A 17299-nucleotide genomic window follows, 5' to 3' on the forward strand; every position below is an offset into this window, starting at 1 on the left:
TTTTTATAAAATGGAGGCGTGAACAATGTCATTTCTGGTATCTGATTTTTTAAAGCCGCAGGTAATTGGTAGCAGCCGTATCATAGCGGGGGATCGAGGGGTACATAACAGCATCCGTTCTGTCAGCATTATGGATGCTCCCGATACATCATGGTTAAAACGAGGTGATTTGCTGCTAACAACCGGGTATGTCTTTAAAGATCAACAGGATACTCAGATTAAATTGCTCAATGACCTCGCCGAGAAACATTGTGCTGGTTTGGCTATTAAAGTAAAAAGGTTTTTTTCTGAAATTCCTGCAGTTATGTTACAGGAGGCAGATCGCTTAGGTCTGCCTTTAATAGAATTATCATCTGATATTGTTTTATCTGACCTGCTTCTTTCGGTAACGAAAGAGATTGTAAGTTATGAAGATTTGTTTAATAAGAAAAATTCTTTAGTCTCACTAATTATGGGCCATCCACTCGAGCATGGAGATTTAGAATTAATCTCCCATCAATATAAGTTCATGCCTAACTCCAATTATATTGCGATGATGATATCAGTTAATCCCTATCATGGAGATAAACCGGTTATTAGTCAAACCACCTTTGCTCAAATGGCAAACGAGATTGGAAACAAAGTAAATGCAAAGTTGCAAATGATTCCTAACAATAAAGATTTTGCAGTGATTTTAAATCCTCTTAATCTAAAAAAACCGCTAGAACTTGCCACTATTGCGAGAAAAACTGCAAGACTTCTGGGAAATCAAATTCAAAAGAAATTTCCCAAACAACCGGTTCAAATCGGAATCGGTTCACCATGTATACAACTCTCGAGAATACATAAAAGCTATAAGGAAGCTAAGGAGGCTGTTCATTTTGGAAAAACAAATTCAGACTACAGGAATTTGGCCATTTATGAATACGCTGATTATGCACCTGAAGGTTTATTTCAGCAGTTATCAGATGACGTGTTAAAAAACTATGTTAAAAGTACACTGGAAGTGCTAACTACATATGACCAAGAAAATAACTCGAATCTGCTGCAGACCTTAGAGGCGTTCCTGGAAAGCGGCGGCAAGCTGGCAGAAACTGCGAATGTTCTTTTTGTACATCGAAACACGGTGAAATTTAGGATTTTACGAATTGAGGAATTATTGGGTATTGATCTAAATGAAAGCAAGACGGCATTTCGCCTCCAATTAGGGTTGCGAATTGCAAGGATGCTCGACTTGCTGCCTTGTTCAAATGAAGTTGAAATAAAGTCAACGATTTAAAGATTTTTAGGGCCGGAATGATTCCCGGCCCTTTTTATTTTTGCTCGGAATATTGGTAACTCCATAAGGCCAACTGTAATTTGAAAATATTCTCTCCATTGTTAAAATCCATACCAAGAAGTTCTTTAATTTTTGGCAAACGCTGGTGTACGGTGTTGCGGTGAATACCCAGTGTATGAGCCGTTTCTGTCGGTTTTAGACAGCTATTTAGGTATACCGATAGTGTTTTGATGAAATCCGAATGATTCAACTGATCATATTCAATTAATGGAGACAGTAAGTGAGTATAATAATTTTCTAGAACATCTTTTGGAATATATCGCAGTAACGAATAGATTTCAATTTCTTTTTCCTCTTCCATCGTCTCTTCGGACTGAACTGCTAATATTTTCCTTAGTACTGCAAGAACTAAATCAGCTATTGATTGTTCATCTGGAATTTGAAAGATGGGAAAAGAATATTCATCCGCAATAGAAATCATCTCAGAAGGCAGAGAGCTTTGTAAATGGTTGGTTTTGATTCCCAGTCCTGCACACTTCCGTTTTGCTAGATCCTGAACCAATTTAATTAATGAAGCTTCTTCATTTTTGAAAACATACCCCGTAGTTAAGACCAAATCTCCTTCTTTAAGCCAATGAATAACATCAGGGGCGTCGAAACTATTAACTGATGTTATATAGTTGGAAATTCCATTAAAACCTGCAGCGATCTTACAAGTGCTTAATGGAGAGCTGCTTAATGCTTCTGCTAAAGTCAACTTCATGGTTCCACTTCCTTTTATAAGAAGGTTTCTAATTATCAATAGTTTACCTTATAGTGTGCTTAGAGCACAATGGAAAGTAGTCAGATTTGTCAGGTTCGGCTAATGACCATAATAATAAATCCTATTAAAATTAAATTAATCCTTAATAACTATTAAATGAGTAGTTTATTAGGAGAGAGGGGGTCTCTAAATAGAAAGGAATGAAAAATATGAGCAGGAAGCTGGCAAAAATGAATGAACTTGATCAAGCTGCTTTTACCGAAGCTCTTGGGTGGGTTTTTGAACATTCACCGTGGGTAGCTGAAAAGGCTTGGGTAAATCAACCGTTTCATTCTATATCTGAACTGCATAGGACGATGGTTCATGTGGTTCAGGAGGCTGATCTAAATGATAAACTTGCTCTCTTGAGGGCACACCCTGATTTGGCAGGGCGAGTTCAAATGGCAGATGCATCAGTTAAAGAACAAGCGGGTGCAGGCCTTCATCAGCTTTCAAGAGAAGAACATGAGGAATTTCTTTTACTCAATAAGACATATACAGACAAATTCGAATTTCCTTTCATCATGGCAGTAAAAGGCCAAAACAAAGAATCCATAAAGCAGATGTTGAAAAAACGGCTGCACAATGGACCTGAGGCTGAACTTAAAGAAGCTCTGGAACAAATCTATAAAATAGCTTTGTTTCGCTTAGAGGATTTTCTTAACGCCTAGCTTAGAGGTAATAACAAAATGCCAGAGCTTTCTTCCATTCTTTTGTAAATGAACGGGCTACCGTTGATTTAGATTTTAAATGATTTAAAAATAGAAGGAGGAGTTTTTATGAGTTCAAAGGAAAGAGTTATGTATTATGGTAAAGGTGATGTATTTGTTTTCCGGACCTATCAAACCCCGCTTGAAGGTATTAAATCAATTCCTGAGTCAGGCTTTACTGGCCGCAATAACGTTATTTTTGGAATGAATGCTAAGATTGCTCTGGAAGGGGATTTCGTAGAATCATTTACAAAAGCGGACAACAGCCGTGTTGTTGCTACTGATTCTATGAAAAACTTTATTTTGCGCCAAGCAGCACAGTACCATGGACCGACTTTTGAGGGATTTTTAGCATTTGTTTGTAATCGCTTCCTTAACACTTATGCACACCTTACTGCTGTTGAAATTACTGCCGATGAAGTTCCCTTTGAAACTGTAAATGTTGCCGGACAAGATCAATTGGAGGCAAGTCCGCTGGTTTACAGACATTCAAGAAATGAATTAATAACGACTACTGTAAAGGTACAACGAACTGAGAAAGGAAATAATATTGTAAAGCAAGAAAGTGGTATTAGGAATCTTCACTTGATTAAAGTATCCGGCAGTTCATTCTACGGTTTTATTCATGATGAATATACTACCTTGCCGGAAGCAAAGGATCGTCCGCTTTATATTTATTTAGATATCCATTATCGTTACAACAATAACGAGGATGCAGTTTCAGACAATCCGGCTGTTTATGTTCCAGCTGAACAAGTTCGTGATATTACTGCTTCTGTTTTCCATGAGGCAGAAACAAAATCAATCCAAGATTTAATATACCGTGTAGGTTTACGTATTCTTCAACGCTTCCCGCAGCTTGCAGAAGTACAATTCTTATCTAATAACCGTACATGGGAAACGATTGTTGAAGTTCCAGATTCTAATGCTGCTGTATTTACAGAGCCAAGGCCACCGTACGGTTTCCAAGGTTTTGTTGTAGACCGCCAAGACCTTGAGAATGAAGGATTAGCGGTTTCTCCACAAAAGGTAGAGGCATGAGCGGCAGATTAACAACCCATGTTTTAGATTTGGCAAAGGGTATGCCAGTAAAAGGATTAAAGATAGATCTTTGGAAACTTGAACCGGAGCGTACTTTTATCAAGTCAGTCAATACGAATAGTGATGGCAGGGTGGATTCCCCCTTATTAAACGATAATCAACTAACAACCGGGGAGTATGAATTACTTTTTTATGTGGCTGATTATTTTCGATCTCAAGGTGTCGATGTACCCGAGCTGCCCTTCCTTGATAAAGTCCCATTAAGGTTCGGTGTTGCTGACCCGGACAGTCATTATCATGTCCCGCTGTTAGTTGCACCGGGCGGATATAGTACCTATCGCGGCAGTTGATTAATAACTCACCTTATCGTTTGAAAGGAGGAAAATAGTTTAATGATTACAGAAAGCACTCGCATGGCCACATTGGCGGGAAATCCCGTTACGCTAATTGGGCCGGAAATTAAAGTCGGTGATAATGCACCGGACTTTGAGGTTTTAGCGAACGACAGGTCAAAGGTAACTCTTTCAGATTCAAATCATATGGTACGACTGATTAGTGTCGTCCCATCCCTTGATACAGCTGTATGCGACCAGCAGACCAGACGCTTTAATGAAGAAGCGGCAAAGCTTGGTGAAAACGTCGTCGTATTAACAATAAGTGCGGATCTCCCGTTTGCCCAGAGCAGATGGTGTGGTGCACAAGGAATAAAAAATGTCCAAACGTTATCAGATCATCAAAGTATGTCATTTGGCACTGCATATGGGACCTACATGAAGGAGCATCGTTTAGAAAGCAGGGCAGTCTTTGTTGTAGATTCCCAAAATATTGTGACATACGTGGAATACCTTTCTGAAGTAACGAATCATCCAAATTATGAAGCAGCCTTAATCGCGGTCAAAACTGCAAAATAGACTTTAACACTGTACTTCTCAATTAAATTACGAAGAGACACATGGAGTACAAGTTCATTTTTTTAATCGTAATCTATTATTAATTGACAGAATTATCAAAAAATCATTGGTGAGTGTGGTAAATATGATTCTAAGTTTACCGCACTTCCTTCCAATATTTATGATCTTATCTTTTTCTGGAATGGTTTAAAAATGGAGTGGTACATGTGGAAATAATTGTTTTGGGAATGAATCATAGCACAGCACCTGTGAAAATTAGGGAGAAATTTAAAATACAAAAAGAGTCTTATTCCAATTTTATTGAATCTCTGTGTCGTACCGAGGGTATTCAAGAGTGTGTAATTTTGTCAACCTGTAATCGAACTGAAATTTATGCTGTTGTAGATGAAACATATATGGTTAAGCATAGAATTATCCAATTTCTTTACGATTCTTTTGATGCAGATAAATTACAGATTACAAATAATTTATATTTAAAAGAAAATGATGAAGCTGTAAAGCATTTATTCCGCGTTATCTGTGGTCTTGATTCGATGGTTCTAGGAGAAACTCAAATTTTAGGACAAGTTAAAGAAGCTTATACTAGTAGCCACAGTCATCAAGCAACAGGTACTATATTTAATAAATTATTTAAACAAGCCATTACATTTGCTAAACATGTTCATTCCGAAACGGATATCGGTAGAAATGCTGTTTCTGTTAGTTATGCTGCAATAGAGTTAGGAAAAAAAATTATTGGTCCTTTACATTCCAAGACTGCTGTTATTTTAGGTGCAGGTGAGATGGCAGAATTAACGGTAAAACATCTTCACGCAAATGGAGCAGATAAAATAATTGTTGTGAATCGAACATATGAACGGGCTAAGAAATTGGCAGAGAAATTTGGTGCTGGCACCAAAACGATGGACCAAATTCACGATGTACTAATCGAAGCTGATATTATTATAAGTTCTATTGATATGAAAGAACCTATCATCACTGTAAAAGATATGGAAACTATTAACCTAAAAAGAACACAACGCCCTTTATTTATGATTGATATTTCTGTTCCAAGAAATATTGATCCGAAAATTAATAACCTGGAACATGTTTTCTTATACGATATCGACGATTTGGAAAGTATTGTTGAAACCAATCTAGAAAAAAGAGCTCAAGAACGTGAAAAAATCAACGATATGATAGACCAGGAATTGCTGACCTTTAAGACGTGGTTAAGCACATTGGTTATTACACCTATTATGGCTGCCCTTCGCTCAAAATCATTAGGAATCTATGAAGAGGCTGTCAGTCAAATTGAAAACAAGTTACCTGGTTTAACTGAAAGGGAACGAAAAATTATTCGTAAATATTCAAAAAGCATCGTTACCCAAATGATGCATTCACCATTAATTGGAATGAAACAGATGGTTGCTACTAATTCAAACCAAAAGGAAATTTCGGACCTTATTATTCAACTTTTTTCATTAGAGGAAGAAATAGACGAGCAACATAATGTGAGAAAATTTAATTCAAAGCCAAACCACTTAATTAATGTATTACATCCTTCTACTACCTTCGGGAATATTCCCGTCCACTCTTGAATAAATGTGGAATAAGAATGATATGTATTAGAAAAAGATGATCATATAAAAGGTATTAGGGGTGATTTGCAATGGAAAAGAAAAAACCGTATAAAAGCACTTCATATAGTGAGATTATGAAATCGCTTAATTCATTAAAGAAAACTCAAGATGTGAGTTCAAATCTTGATATGTATATACAAATAGTCTTGGATGAAGCAATGGTTACCAGGCAAATTACGCTTCTAGAGGAAAAGATTAATGATGCTCTTGAATCAATGGATAAGCCTTTATTTCTGGAATTGTCCGCTAAGTATGAAAAATTAAGACACCAACAACAAAGCTTAATTGAAAAAGGTAGGCAATTAAATAAACTATGAATATTGCTACTTTAAACTATCATAAGTATTATTTACAATTTAAATACTTTAACTGAATTATCTGAAATGAAAATAAATTAAATTTATTATATATTAATATTGATTTTTAAATGATTTTAATTTTTAATAGTTATATAGCATATTTTAATCGCTATCAAAAATATTACGGGGTGAAAAAAATGACTAAAGGGGAAAAAAATATGGACACTAAAGACACTACTAACATTGGAAAGTGCCCGTTTCATCATGGCGGTGCAACCTCTAACAAATCAAGTAATATGCCAAATAGAGACTGGTGGCCAAACCAGTTGAACTTGAAAATTCTGCATCAGCATGACAGAAAATCTAACCCTATGGGAGAAGAATTTAATTATGCAGAGGAATTTAAAAAATTAGATTATGATGCTCTTAAGCAGGATCTTAAAGTGCTTATGACAAACAGCCAAGATTGGTGGCCGGCTGACTATGGGCATTATGGTCCATTCTTTATCCGTATGGCTTGGCACTCAGCTGGTACATATCGAACAGGTGACGGCCGTGGTGGTGCTGGAACTGGCAATCAGCGTTTTGCTCCACTGAACAGCTGGGCTGACAACGGTAACCTTGATAAAGCCCGTCGACTGCTATGGCCGATTAAGCAGAAGTATGGCAACAAGATCTCTTGGGCTGACTTAATGATTCTAACTGGGAATGTTGCGATAGAATCAATGGGGGGCAAGACATTTGGTTTTGGAGGCGGACGTGCCGACATTTGGCATCCAGAAGAAGATATCTACTGGGGTTCTGAAACTGAAATGCTAGGTGATAACCGTTACACAGGTGATCGTGAGCTTGAGAACCCACTTGCTGCCGTTCAGATGGGGCTAATATATGTTAACCCTGAAGGACCAAACGGTAAACCAGATCCGCTTGCAAGTGCTCGAGACATACGCGAGACCTTTGCACGTATGGCAATGAACGATGAAGAAACAGTAGCACTAGTTGCTGGCGGTCATACTTTTGGTAAGGCGCATGGTGCAGGAGATGCTGCTCATGTTGGTCCAGAACCAGAAGCTGCTCCTATTGAAGCACAAGGTTTAGGTTGGTTAAGCACACATGGCACAGGTAAAGGTCATGACACCATTACGAGTGGTATTGAAGGTGCTTGGACTGCCAATCCGACACAGTGGGATAATGGTTACTTTGATCTATTGTTTGGATATGAATGGTGGCTTACAAAGAGTCCTGCAGGTGCATTTCAGTGGCTTGCAGTAAATCCTGATGAGAAGGATCTTGCACCGGATGCAGAAGATTCATCAAAACGTGTTCCGACGATGATGACCACTGCGGATATGGCTTTACGTTTTGATCCAATATACGAAAAGATTTCTCGTCGTTTCCATGAGAATCCAGAAGAATTTGCAGATGCATTTGCCCGTGCATGGTTCAAACTAACACACCGTGACATGGGTCCTGCTTCAAGATATCTTGGCCCAGAAGTTCCAGAAGAAGAGCTTATCTGGCAAGATCCTGTACCATCCGTTGATTATGAATTAACGTATAATGAAGTTGAAAAGATTAAAACGATGATCCTGGATTCAGGTCTTACAATTACCGAGTTAGTCACAACGGCTTGGGCTTCAGCAAGTACCTTCCGTGGCTCAGATAATCGTGGCGGCGCAAATGGTTCTCGCATCCGTCTTGCTCCACAAAAGGATTGGGAAGTGAATCAACCGGAACAACTTACAAAAGTGGTTAGTGTACTAGAAGACATTCAAAGTCATCTAGATAAAAAAGTCAGCTTGGCCGACTTGATTGTACTAGGCGGTAGTGCTGCAGTAGAGAAAGCTGCTCAAGATGCAGGTTTTGACGTAACCGTTCCTTTTGCTTCTGGACGCGGCGATGCAACACAAGAGCAAACTGATATTGAAAGTTTTGCAGTCTTAGAGCCTATCGCGGATGGTTTCCGCAACTATCAGAAGAAGCAGTATAGTGTAAGTGCAGAAGAGATTCTAGTAGACAAGGCACAACTACTTAACCTTACTGCACCAGAAATGACTGTACTTGTTGGCGGTATGCGTGTTCTAGGTACAAACTACGGTGGTACAAAACACGGTGTTTTCACTGATAATGTGGGTACACTTACTAACGACTTCTTTGTTAACCTGCTTGACATGGGAGTTGAGTGGAAGCCTGTAGAAGGTGGTATATATGAAGGACGTGACCGCAAGACAGGTGAAGTAGTGCGTACAGCAACTAGAGTTGACTTAGTGTTCGGTTCAAACTCCGTTCTACGTGCCATTGCAGAAGTTTATGCTCAAGAAGATAACAAAGAGAAGTTTGTGCATGACTTTATAGCCGCCTGGGTAAAGGTAATGAATGCAGATCGTTTCGACCTTAATTAACGGCTACTACGGGTATTAATGCAACAAAGCCCAATAAAAGTTAGTAAATATTATCCCTGTTATTCCCAAGGTGACCGACGATTTTAGTCGGTCTCTATTTTGGCGAAAAATCAACATGGAAATTAAATTATCTGATTTGATCCATACACAAAAAAAGAGATCCTAAAACACATATTAGTGCTGTTGTCTAATTTGGATGACAGCATTCGTGTTTTAAAAGGGTAATGATTTTGAATGTTATTCTCAATTCTATCGGTGCCCTTCTATTAAACTTATAATATTCTCGAATTTACCAACATGGAGAATAAAAAAATACAATGGAGATGATGTAGATGATGAATCATCCACGTGTTCAACAAGGTTCTGGGGTATTAAAAAATAATGGATTAAAGCTAACCCCACAGAGATTAGCTATATTGGAGTATATGGCCACTTCTAATTCTCATCCCACCGTAGATGAAATCTGTAAAGATTTAAAGGAACTTTTGCCTAGTTTAACGCCAGCCACGATATATAGTAACTTAAAATGTTTTAAGAAATATAATCTTATAAATGAATTGTCCTTTGGGGAATTTGCTAGCCGCTTTGAATGGGCTACTTCCTTTCATTATCATGTTAGATGTAAATTTTGCGGAAATCTTGCTGACTTTTATTACCCAAAATTAATTCAAGTAGAAAAATTTGCCAAAATTAATTTCCAATTTAATGTAACTCATCACTTTTTTGAATTACAAGGAATTTGCCCTAAATGTATTTAAAAAGGGGTGTTTGAAAGTGAACTATTCATTGTCATGTAGACATTCCATTCAGTAAAGAATATCATTATTTTTTTTGACAATGCTTCTTCAAAAGTAAGCCCTCCACCAAGTGATATCATCTTCTCTGTGAACAAAAAGCGAAACGTACTTAACGCCCGAATACGAATGTTAATCATGTGAACAGATAATTCTTTGTTGCTGCGTTTTCGATGTTCATCCTCTGAGTATGGTATACGTTCGGTTCGAAGATAATTGATATAACTTCGTATTTTATCCGCTGTAGTTTCGATAACGTCCATAACATCTCCTGAAAGCAATTGACGGATATACCTCATTACTTCTTGATAACCATTGATTGTTCCTATCTTAATCCTTGTTCTTTCTTTGCACGAATGAAAAATTTCGAACGCTTCATCAAGGGAATATAGGACATGTCTATGCTGTGAGACTTCAGATGAGGATATAATACCTCTTTCACCAATAAATTTACGTTTCATACAATTTCTAAATCCACCTCAGATTAGAGTCGAGGAGTACTACGGTACAGAAATCTGTCCTACAGTCATAAAAACTACATCCTACAACCGGATAGCACGCAAGGAAAAAATTTTATTATTTCCCTGCGTTTATCTAGGATAAAATTGTCAGAACATGATAGATTTCTAAAAACTTAATCATATCGATCATATGATGTGTCAGTACTAGTGCTGATGCATTGTTAAAAACGCAGCTAATTCTTTACTTTTCTGCTTTCTCTCTTTACGTACTTTTGCCCGCTCGGGGGCGGTTTCATGTAATTTTATTTCTTCTTCTGTTTCAGGAATGACTTCCGGAACACGCGCTGGGCGTTTATGCTCATCAAGCGCGACAAATGTTAAGAGGGCAGTTGCTGCGATTTTACGCTTACCGCTTTTTAAGTCTTCCGCTATAATTTTCACAAATACTTCCATTGATGAGGTGCCTGTCCATGTCACATAAGATTCAAAACAGACGGAATCTGTTGTTCGAACTGGATGTAAAAAATCGACTGAATCCGTTGAAGCCGTTACACATTCTCTTCGACTGTGGCGCGCCGCGGAAATGGAGGCAATTTGGTCTAAATCACTCATTAACCGGCCACCAAATAATGTATTGTGATTATTTACATCATTAGGGAATACACGACTTGTTCGTATTACTCTTGATTCTTTACAATATTTAGCTTCCATTGACAAATCCCCCGAAATATATCAAACTATTGGCGTTTTATTTTTTTATCATTAAAGAGTTATTACCATCACTATAAAATCGTTATTTCACTTCTTTGAAGAATTTTTTAGCTCCTCAGTAGGACAATCCTTACTGAGAAGCTTCTAAAAATCTTTGATTAAAGTTTTAGCTTTCTAATAATAAGGATTCTGGATCTTCCAACAACTCTTTTACCATAGCCAAGAAGCTAACTGCTTCTTTCCCATCCACAATTCGATGATCGTAAGATAGGGCAATATACATCATTGGACGGTTTTCTATTCGTTCATTATCTATTGCCACTGGCCTTGTTTGAATCTTATGCATACCGAGAATTCCTACTTGTGGGCTATTCAAGATCGGTGTTGACATTAAAGATCCAAAAACACCACCGTTTGTAATTGTGAATGTTCCACCTTGTAAATCATTTAAAGTGAGGGCGTTATCACGAGCTTTTTTACCAAGATTACCAATTTCTTGTTCGATTTCGGCAAAATTTTTCTGGTTCGCATTGCGTACAACTGGAACGACCAAACCTTCTGGTGCTGCAACTGCAATTCCGATATCGTAAAACTTCTTGATAATTAATTCATCGCCTTGAATTTCGGCATTTAAAAGTGGGAATTGCTTTAAAGCTGAGACCACGGCTTTTGTAAAGAACGACATAAATCCAAGGCGAACACCATGTTTATTGAAAAAGGCATCTTTCCGCTTATTGCGTAAATCCATAATAGCGGACATGTCAACTTCGTTAAATGTTGTCAACATCGCTGCAGTATGTTGGACTTCTACAAGGCGTTTAGCGATGGTTTGACGCCGGCGGGACATTTTTACTCGTTCTACTGGTTTATCAAACTCTTCATCAATTTTTTGTACAGTGGGTTTTGGACTTGCTTTTTCCAATTTTGGCTCTTCCTTTACCTCAGGTGTATGCGAATAGGCTTTTACATCATCTGGCCTAATTCTTCCTAGCAGGTCATTACTGCTTACTTGGTTTAAATCGATTCCAAGTTCTCTTGCCAATTTTCTTGCAGCCGGTGAAGCAATCGGCCTTGTGGCTTTCGGTAGTTCTTTCTCTGGCTGGGCGTTTTGTTGATTTAAAGTTTCTTCTACTGGTTTTTCCGGAGCAGCTGTTAGAACTGGTGGAATGGCCACCTCAGATATATTCTCTTCGATAATAGCAATTACATCGCCTACTTCTACCGTATCGCCAGGTTCCTTTAATACTTTTGTAACTATACCGGAGTTTTCAGCGTTTAATTCTATATTAACTTTGTCTGTTTCCAGCTCTACTAAACTGTCTCCTTTGTTGACACTATCACCAAGATTAATAAGCCATTGTGAAATAGTTCCTTCTGAAATGGATTCTGCCAACTCAGGTACTTTAATTTCAATCATGTTTCATATCCTCCTATGTTTTAGGTTAAGTCTCTTATTAAATAAGTATTTTAACTTTTGGTATCTAGCTGATAATGATTGTTAGCTTCTAATTAACTCTCTTTCTTGTTTCTTTGTATCTACTAGACTCTTATAGTTCAAAGCTTGTTGGATGATGAGATCTTGTTCCTTCTTATGAACGATTGACTCACCGACTGCAGTGCTTGAACGTTCCGGTCGTCCAATGTAACCGAATTTCAGTCTGTCGGAAGTAAGATCAAAAAGGGTAGGGGCAATATAATGCCAAGCGCCCATATTCTTTGGTTCTTCCTGTACCCAAATGATTTCCTGTAAGTTCGGATAGCGCTTTATGATTTCTTCTATTTTTTCCTTCGGAAATGGATACAATTGTTCGATGCGAACGATGTGTAACCCATCCAAGTTTCGATTTTCTTTACTTGAGTTAATTTCTACAGCTAGATCGATAGCCATCTTTCCCGTAGTTAACACTAATCGCTTTACTTTTTCTGTCCTTTTTCCGAGTTGAAACTGTTCCACAACCGTTTGGAAACTGCCTTTGCTTAAATCAGTACCAGGAGAAGCGACCAGCGGGTGACGAAGCAGACTTTTTGGAGTCATAATGACTAATGGTCGAACAAACTCTGTTCCTAAGATGGATGCCTGACGGCGCAAAATATGAAAGTATTGGCCAGAACTTGTTAAGTTTGCTACCGTCCAGTTGTTTTCTGCTGCTAACTGTAAAAAGCGTTCAATACGGGCACTAGAGTGCTCGGGCCCTTGGCCTTCATAACCGTGAGGCAACAAAAGGATAAGCCCTGATTTTTGCCCCCATTTTGCTCTTGCTGATGAAACAAATTGATCAAAGAGAGGCTGTGCTGTGTTAGCAAAGTCACCGTATTGTGCTTCCCATATTACAAGTGTTTCAGGGGCGAATACGTTATAGCCATATTCAAAACCTACGACAGCCGCTTCTGACAGCGGGCTATTATGAACTGCAAACGAAGCTCGTGCTTGTGTCAGATGTTGCAAGGGTGAATAAGTTCTGTTTGTTTCAATGTCATGCAACACAATGTGACGATGAGCGTACGTTCCACGCTCAGAATCTTGTCCCGTTAGACGGATGGGTGTGCCTTCCGTTAACATTGTCGCGAATGCCAGCGATTCTGCAACCGCCCAATCTACTTTCCCGTTTTCATTCAGTGCTGTTTCACGGCGCTCCAGTATCCGCTTCAATTTTGGATAAACTTGAAAACCTTCCGGCCATTTCAGCAATTCCGTATTTAATTCACGAAGGGTATCAAGCAACACACCTGTCTCTAATAGTGGAATTCCTTTAGCGATAACTCCCGGAACCTCTACATCAGCAGATGGCTCATCTTGTTTCCTCTTTGACGCTTTGTCATACTCGGCTTGAAGCATTTCTTGCACGGTGTGATTGATTTCTTCGACCTCTTTTTGATCGAGAATGCCTTTAATTCGCAACTGTTCGGAATACAATGCTCTTACCGTTGGATGGCTCGCGATTTTTTTGTACACCTGCGGCTGGGTGACCGCTGGATCGTCCATTTCATTGTGGCCAAAACGTCGGTAACCGACTAAATCAATCAAAAAATCCTTTTGGAATCGAGCACGGTATTTATATGCAAGACGAACAGCTGCCAGACAAGCTTCCGGATCATCAGCATTTACATGCACAATCGGGATTTCAAAGCCTTTTGCCAAGTCACTCGCGTATCTCGTAAAACGAGAATCATGACTATCTGTCGTAAATCCGACCATGTTGTTCGCAATGATATGAATGGTTCCTCCGGTTCGATATCCTTTTAATCCACCTAAATTCAGGGTTTCTGCTACAATGCCCTGGCCCGGAAAGGCAGCATCACCATGTACCAGTATCGCGAGCGCTTTCTTAACATCCCGCTTAGGATATCCTGCTTTTTGTCGTTCTTCTTGTGCTGCTCTTGTAAACCCTTCTACAACCGGATCGACAAATTCAAGATGACTTGGATTATTTGCTAAGGTGATACGTGTGCGAACATTACCGGAACCCTCCACAAATCGATTGCGGCCTAAATGGTATTTCACATCTCCTGTCCAACCCTCACTAATGTCGACTAAATCTTCCGACGGTCCCTGTTGTTTGGCGGACGAGTGCTGGAACTCTGAGAAAATCTTGTTGTATGGTTTGTTTAACACATGAGTCAGGACACTTAAGCGACCGCGATGCGCCATTCCAATCAAGACATTGCGGGCTTCATCGCCTACACCTTCGTACACCACTTCATTCAACATAGGTACAAGCATGTCTACACCTTCAATAGAAAACCTCTTTTGACCGACAAAGGTTTTATGTAAAAATTGTTCAAATCCTTCGACCTCTGTCAAACTTTTTAACAGGTTTGTTTGTTCTTTTTTAGATAAGGAGCGATGCAAGGGACCTGTTTCTACTATGTGAGTTAACCATGCTTTTTCGTCCATATGATCAACATGGTTAAATTCGTAGGCTAGTGAAGATGTATAAATATTTTTTAGTTGGGTTATAGCATCCCATGCGGTTTGAACGCCTTCAGGTGCCTCTTCCCAAACAAGCTTAGCAGGAATCTCTTTCAAATCTTGGTCACTTAGCCCATATTTTTCTGGATGAAATAAATTATGATTTTGTTCATTCACCTCTAATGGGTTGATGTTTGCTACTAGATGTCCATGTGAACGAATGTCTTCTAGTAGTTTTACGATTTTCATAACTTTCTCTATACTCGCTGTTTTACTAGGAACAACAGATTCATGTTCGACGCTCTCTTTCATTTGACTTGTTTCAAGAGACGGTGATCCATATTTAATAAACAGCTCTTTTAAGTTTGAATCAACGGTATCTCCCCCGTTTATATACAGCTCATATTGTCCTATCACATAGCCAAGGTTTGGACCATTAAATTTCCCCCATGGATTTGGCTGAATTTTCTGTTCTCCCATTAAAAATACCCCCATGATTGAGTTTTTTATGTTTTATGAGATTTAAAGAAGTAATTAACAATTGATTAAGGATTAGGATAATGCAATAATGAATTTAAATAAAATTTCAAAAAATTATATTAGTTTATAAAAAATATTTATAGCAGATTACTAGGTGGGATAATGGATTACCGTGATTGGGAAATACTCAAGGAACTTTATAATCAAAAAAATCTTACAAAAACAGCTCGATTATTATTTATTACTCAACCTGCTTTAACTAGTCGGTTAAAGCATATGGAGGAAGAACTTGGGGTTAAAATCGTAACTCGTGAAAGGCGTGGAGTGCATTTTACCCCACAAGGAGAATATCTTGTCCAAAGTGCTGAGGAGGCCCTTGCTCATTATCAAAAAATAAAAGAAAATGCTCAAAATATGAGTAATAGCGAAAGTAATAAAGTGGTAGGTACGTTGAGATTGGGGGTATCCAATTTTTTCGCGAATTATGAACTTCCTCATATATTGAAACTATTTAAAAGGCAATATCCCCATGTGGAGTTCAAGGTGATTACGGGATGGAGCAGAGACGTAACCCAACTTATACACAGTAAGGATGTTCATATCAGTTTTGTTCGGGGAGACTATGGATGGAGGGGATTATCGAAACATCAGTTATTTGAAGAAACTATTTGCGTTGCTTCAAAGGATGAGTTTGAAATTATGGATCTTCCTCGGCTCCCTAGAATTGAATATAGAGGGGATTACTTATTAAAATCAGTAATTGATCATTGGTGGGCTGAAAATTATGCGCAAGCGCCTTTTGTCAGTATAGAAGTCGACCAAGTTGATACGTGTAGGGAAATGGTTATAAATGGTTTAGGATACGGTATCCTTTCCAGCAGGGTACTTAGCGGGATAGAAGACTTATCTAAAGTCCAATTAACGGATCAAGAAGGAAATCCTATATTGCGAAGAACGTGGATGTATTATCATAAGGAATCCTTAGAATGGAATGTCGTTAAGGCATTCGTACATTTTATAGAAAATCATGATTGGCAATGTTCTAGTGCAAAGACAAAATAAAAGTGCTATAAAATGCATCGTAGAAGGTATAAACTGAAAAAAGTATCAGTACAGCAATTAAATATTTTCCTTAAAACAAGCACCTTTTTTTAGCTGCTTGTTTTTTCTTTCATTGGGGTACCACCACATGCCCATCGGCTAACCAACTGCTTGTACAAATTGGGGAATGAAAAGGATTTTTTTCGCATATGGATTATCAATAAAGATTGCCATAAAAAGGGGGACTTACATTTCGTTTTTAGTTCGTGCTGCAGAAAAGGGTTTAATTAAAAATTCGAGGGGGAATCGTGTGAAGCCATTAGATGAGAACGTATATAAATTTCTAATGCCCTTATTTTTTTCAGGGGTTGTCTTCTTTTTGAGTTTCTACTTCTGTATATTAGGCGTGTCCCTTTATCTTTATTCCCTTCCTATCTATGCATTTTTACTGCTTATCTCTTTATTTCTGTTTTATCAAACCGATAAAAATTTACATGAATTCATGAAAAATGGAATCACAACCTTTACTCACTATACCTTTTATCATCGCTGCATTGGTATTTATTTAATGTTATCGATTGTATTATTTGGGGTATCTATTGCCTATATTCCTTTTTATTACAATGGAGGATTTGTCTTTGTTTGGTACTGTGCCCCTATGTCGATTCTTTGCTTCATTAGTTTTATACAATCCCAAAAACGAATAAAACGTTTAAAAAAGGCCCTTGAACATAATGATCATCCAGAAGACATCGATCAACTTAAGTTTTAACTTTCATTATTCGAAGTGTCATAAAAAAACAAGCCCTATCTGACAATGATCGGATAGGGCTATTTCTTATGGTATTGGTGTTGAT

Annotated in this window: 16 protein-coding genes; 11 read left to right on the top strand and 5 right to left on the bottom strand. The window is 38.2% G+C overall.

The window, feature by feature from the left end:
- Positions 1–25: 25 nt before the first annotated feature.
- Positions 26–1258 carry a PucR family transcriptional regulator gene (locus M028_RS0115165; protein ID WP_026574598.1) on the top strand — a complete coding sequence of 411 codons (1233 nt, stop codon included), beginning with the start codon at positions 26–28 and terminating at the stop codon, positions 1256–1258.
- Between the two features lie 34 nt (positions 1259–1292).
- Here the strand turns inward: M028_RS0115165 and M028_RS0115170 are convergent, their stop codons facing one another.
- Positions 1293–2021 carry a PucR family transcriptional regulator gene (locus M028_RS0115170; protein WP_026574599.1) on the bottom strand — a complete coding sequence of 243 codons (729 nt, stop codon included), beginning with the start codon at positions 2019–2021 and terminating at the stop codon, positions 1293–1295.
- 209 nt (positions 2022–2230) lie between these two features.
- Between M028_RS0115170 and uraD the strand changes: the two genes are divergently transcribed.
- From uraD to M028_RS0115210, 8 genes are all read left to right on the top strand, one after another.
- Positions 2231–2731, top strand: coding sequence for a 2-oxo-4-hydroxy-4-carboxy-5-ureidoimidazoline decarboxylase (uraD, locus tag M028_RS33600; RefSeq protein ID WP_035424290.1), 501 nt, complete (start codon positions 2231–2233; stop codon positions 2729–2731).
- 108 nt (positions 2732–2839) lie between these two features.
- The gene (gene pucL, locus M028_RS33605; RefSeq protein WP_035424167.1) at positions 2840–3811 is read left to right on the top strand and encodes a factor-independent urate hydroxylase; all 972 of its coding nucleotides are present in this window, start codon (positions 2840–2842) and stop codon (positions 3809–3811) included.
- A complete protein-coding gene (gene uraH / locus M028_RS0115185; RefSeq protein ID WP_026574601.1) occupies positions 3808–4161 on the top strand; it encodes a hydroxyisourate hydrolase in 354 nt (117 codons plus the stop codon). The genes pucL and uraH overlap by 4 nt, the downstream gene beginning before the upstream one ends.
- 42 nt (positions 4162–4203) lie before the next feature.
- Positions 4204–4722: a thiol peroxidase gene (gene tpx / locus M028_RS0115190; protein ID WP_442852788.1), complete on the top strand. Its 519-nt coding sequence runs from the start codon at positions 4204–4206 to the stop codon at positions 4720–4722.
- Positions 4723–4928: 206 nt separating this feature from the next.
- Entirely contained in the window at positions 4929–6302 is a 1374-nt protein-coding gene (hemA, locus tag M028_RS30175; RefSeq protein ID WP_051591062.1) for a glutamyl-tRNA reductase, read from the top strand.
- Positions 6303–6373: 71 nt separating this feature from the next.
- Complete coding sequence (locus M028_RS30180) at positions 6374–6661, top strand: IDEAL domain-containing protein (RefSeq protein WP_051591063.1); 288 nt, start codon at positions 6374–6376, stop codon at positions 6659–6661.
- Between the two features lie 200 nt (positions 6662–6861).
- Entirely contained in the window at positions 6862–9045 is a 2184-nt protein-coding gene (gene katG, locus M028_RS0115205) for a catalase/peroxidase HPI (protein ID WP_026574603.1), read from the top strand.
- Positions 9046–9377: 332 nt separating this feature from the next.
- The gene (locus tag M028_RS0115210; protein WP_026574604.1) at positions 9378–9803 is read left to right on the top strand and encodes a Fur family transcriptional regulator; all 426 of its coding nucleotides are present in this window, start codon (positions 9378–9380) and stop codon (positions 9801–9803) included.
- On the opposite strand, the gene M028_RS32870 is transcribed toward M028_RS0115210, so the two are convergent.
- The 4 genes from M028_RS32870 to M028_RS0115230 all read right to left on the bottom strand — a co-directional run bounded on the left by M028_RS32870 (position 9800) and on the right by M028_RS0115230 (position 15401).
- Positions 9800–10102, bottom strand: a complete 303-nt coding sequence (locus tag M028_RS32870; RefSeq protein ID WP_155925626.1) for a hypothetical protein — start codon at positions 10100–10102, stop codon at positions 9800–9802. The two genes, M028_RS0115210 and M028_RS32870, sit on opposite strands and share 4 nt — an antisense overlap.
- 402 nt (positions 10103–10504) lie before the next feature.
- Positions 10505–11011, bottom strand: a complete 507-nt coding sequence (locus tag M028_RS0115220; RefSeq protein ID WP_026574606.1) for an acyl-CoA thioesterase — start codon at positions 11009–11011, stop codon at positions 10505–10507.
- A 166-nt stretch (positions 11012–11177) separates the two neighbouring features.
- Positions 11178–12428, bottom strand: coding sequence for a 2-oxoglutarate dehydrogenase complex dihydrolipoyllysine-residue succinyltransferase (odhB, locus tag M028_RS0115225; RefSeq protein ID WP_026574607.1), 1251 nt, complete (start codon positions 12426–12428; stop codon positions 11178–11180).
- 81 nt (positions 12429–12509) lie between these two features.
- Positions 12510–15401 carry a 2-oxoglutarate dehydrogenase E1 component gene (locus M028_RS0115230; RefSeq protein WP_026574608.1) on the bottom strand — a complete coding sequence of 964 codons (2892 nt, stop codon included), beginning with the start codon at positions 15399–15401 and terminating at the stop codon, positions 12510–12512.
- Positions 15402–15563: 162 nt separating this feature from the next.
- On the opposite strand from M028_RS0115230, the gene M028_RS0115235 reads away from it, so the two are divergent.
- Both M028_RS0115235 and M028_RS0115240 read left to right on the top strand, forming a co-directional pair.
- Positions 15564–16463, top strand: a complete 900-nt coding sequence (locus M028_RS0115235; RefSeq protein WP_026574609.1) for a LysR family transcriptional regulator — start codon at positions 15564–15566, stop codon at positions 16461–16463.
- Between the two features lie 289 nt (positions 16464–16752).
- The gene (locus tag M028_RS0115240) at positions 16753–17214 is read left to right on the top strand and encodes a hypothetical protein (RefSeq protein ID WP_155925628.1); all 462 of its coding nucleotides are present in this window, start codon (positions 16753–16755) and stop codon (positions 17212–17214) included.
- The last annotated feature ends 85 nt before the right edge of the window (positions 17215–17299 follow it).

The sequence above is a fragment of the Bacillus sp. UNC438CL73TsuS30 genome, from assembly GCF_000482325.1.
In the GTDB taxonomy this organism is placed as follows: domain Bacteria; phylum Bacillota; class Bacilli; order Bacillales; family Cytobacillaceae; genus Neobacillus.

Bases quoted from the DNA above. Each gene is read 5' to 3' on its own strand.
- M028_RS0115165 (WP_026574598.1), top strand. From the start codon at position 26: ATGTCATTTCTGGTATCTGATTTTTTAAAGCCGCAGGTAATTGGTAGC.
- M028_RS0115170 (WP_026574599.1), bottom strand. From the start codon at position 2,021: ATGAAGTTGACTTTAGCAGAAGCATTAAGCAGCTCTCCATTAAGCACT.
- uraD (WP_035424290.1), top strand. From the start codon at position 2,231: ATGAGCAGGAAGCTGGCAAAAATGAATGAACTTGATCAAGCTGCTTTT.
- pucL (WP_035424167.1), top strand. From the start codon at position 2,840: ATGAGTTCAAAGGAAAGAGTTATGTATTATGGTAAAGGTGATGTATTT.
- uraH (WP_026574601.1), top strand. From the start codon at position 3,808: ATGAGCGGCAGATTAACAACCCATGTTTTAGATTTGGCAAAGGGTATG.
- tpx (WP_442852788.1), top strand. From the start codon at position 4,204: ATGATTACAGAAAGCACTCGCATGGCCACATTGGCGGGAAATCCCGTT.
- M028_RS30180 (WP_051591063.1), top strand. From the start codon at position 6,374: ATGGAAAAGAAAAAACCGTATAAAAGCACTTCATATAGTGAGATTATG.
- katG (WP_026574603.1), top strand. From the start codon at position 6,862: ATGGACACTAAAGACACTACTAACATTGGAAAGTGCCCGTTTCATCAT.
- M028_RS0115210 (WP_026574604.1), top strand. From the start codon at position 9,378: ATGATGAATCATCCACGTGTTCAACAAGGTTCTGGGGTATTAAAAAAT.
- M028_RS32870 (WP_155925626.1), bottom strand. From the start codon at position 10,102: ATGGACGTTATCGAAACTACAGCGGATAAAATACGAAGTTATATCAAT.
- M028_RS0115220 (WP_026574606.1), bottom strand. From the start codon at position 11,011: ATGGAAGCTAAATATTGTAAAGAATCAAGAGTAATACGAACAAGTCGT.
- odhB (WP_026574607.1), bottom strand. From the start codon at position 12,428: ATGATTGAAATTAAAGTACCTGAGTTGGCAGAATCCATTTCAGAAGGA.
- M028_RS0115230 (WP_026574608.1), bottom strand. From the start codon at position 15,401: ATGGGAGAACAGAAAATTCAGCCAAATCCATGGGGGAAATTTAATGGT.
- M028_RS0115235 (WP_026574609.1), top strand. From the start codon at position 15,564: ATGGATTACCGTGATTGGGAAATACTCAAGGAACTTTATAATCAAAAA.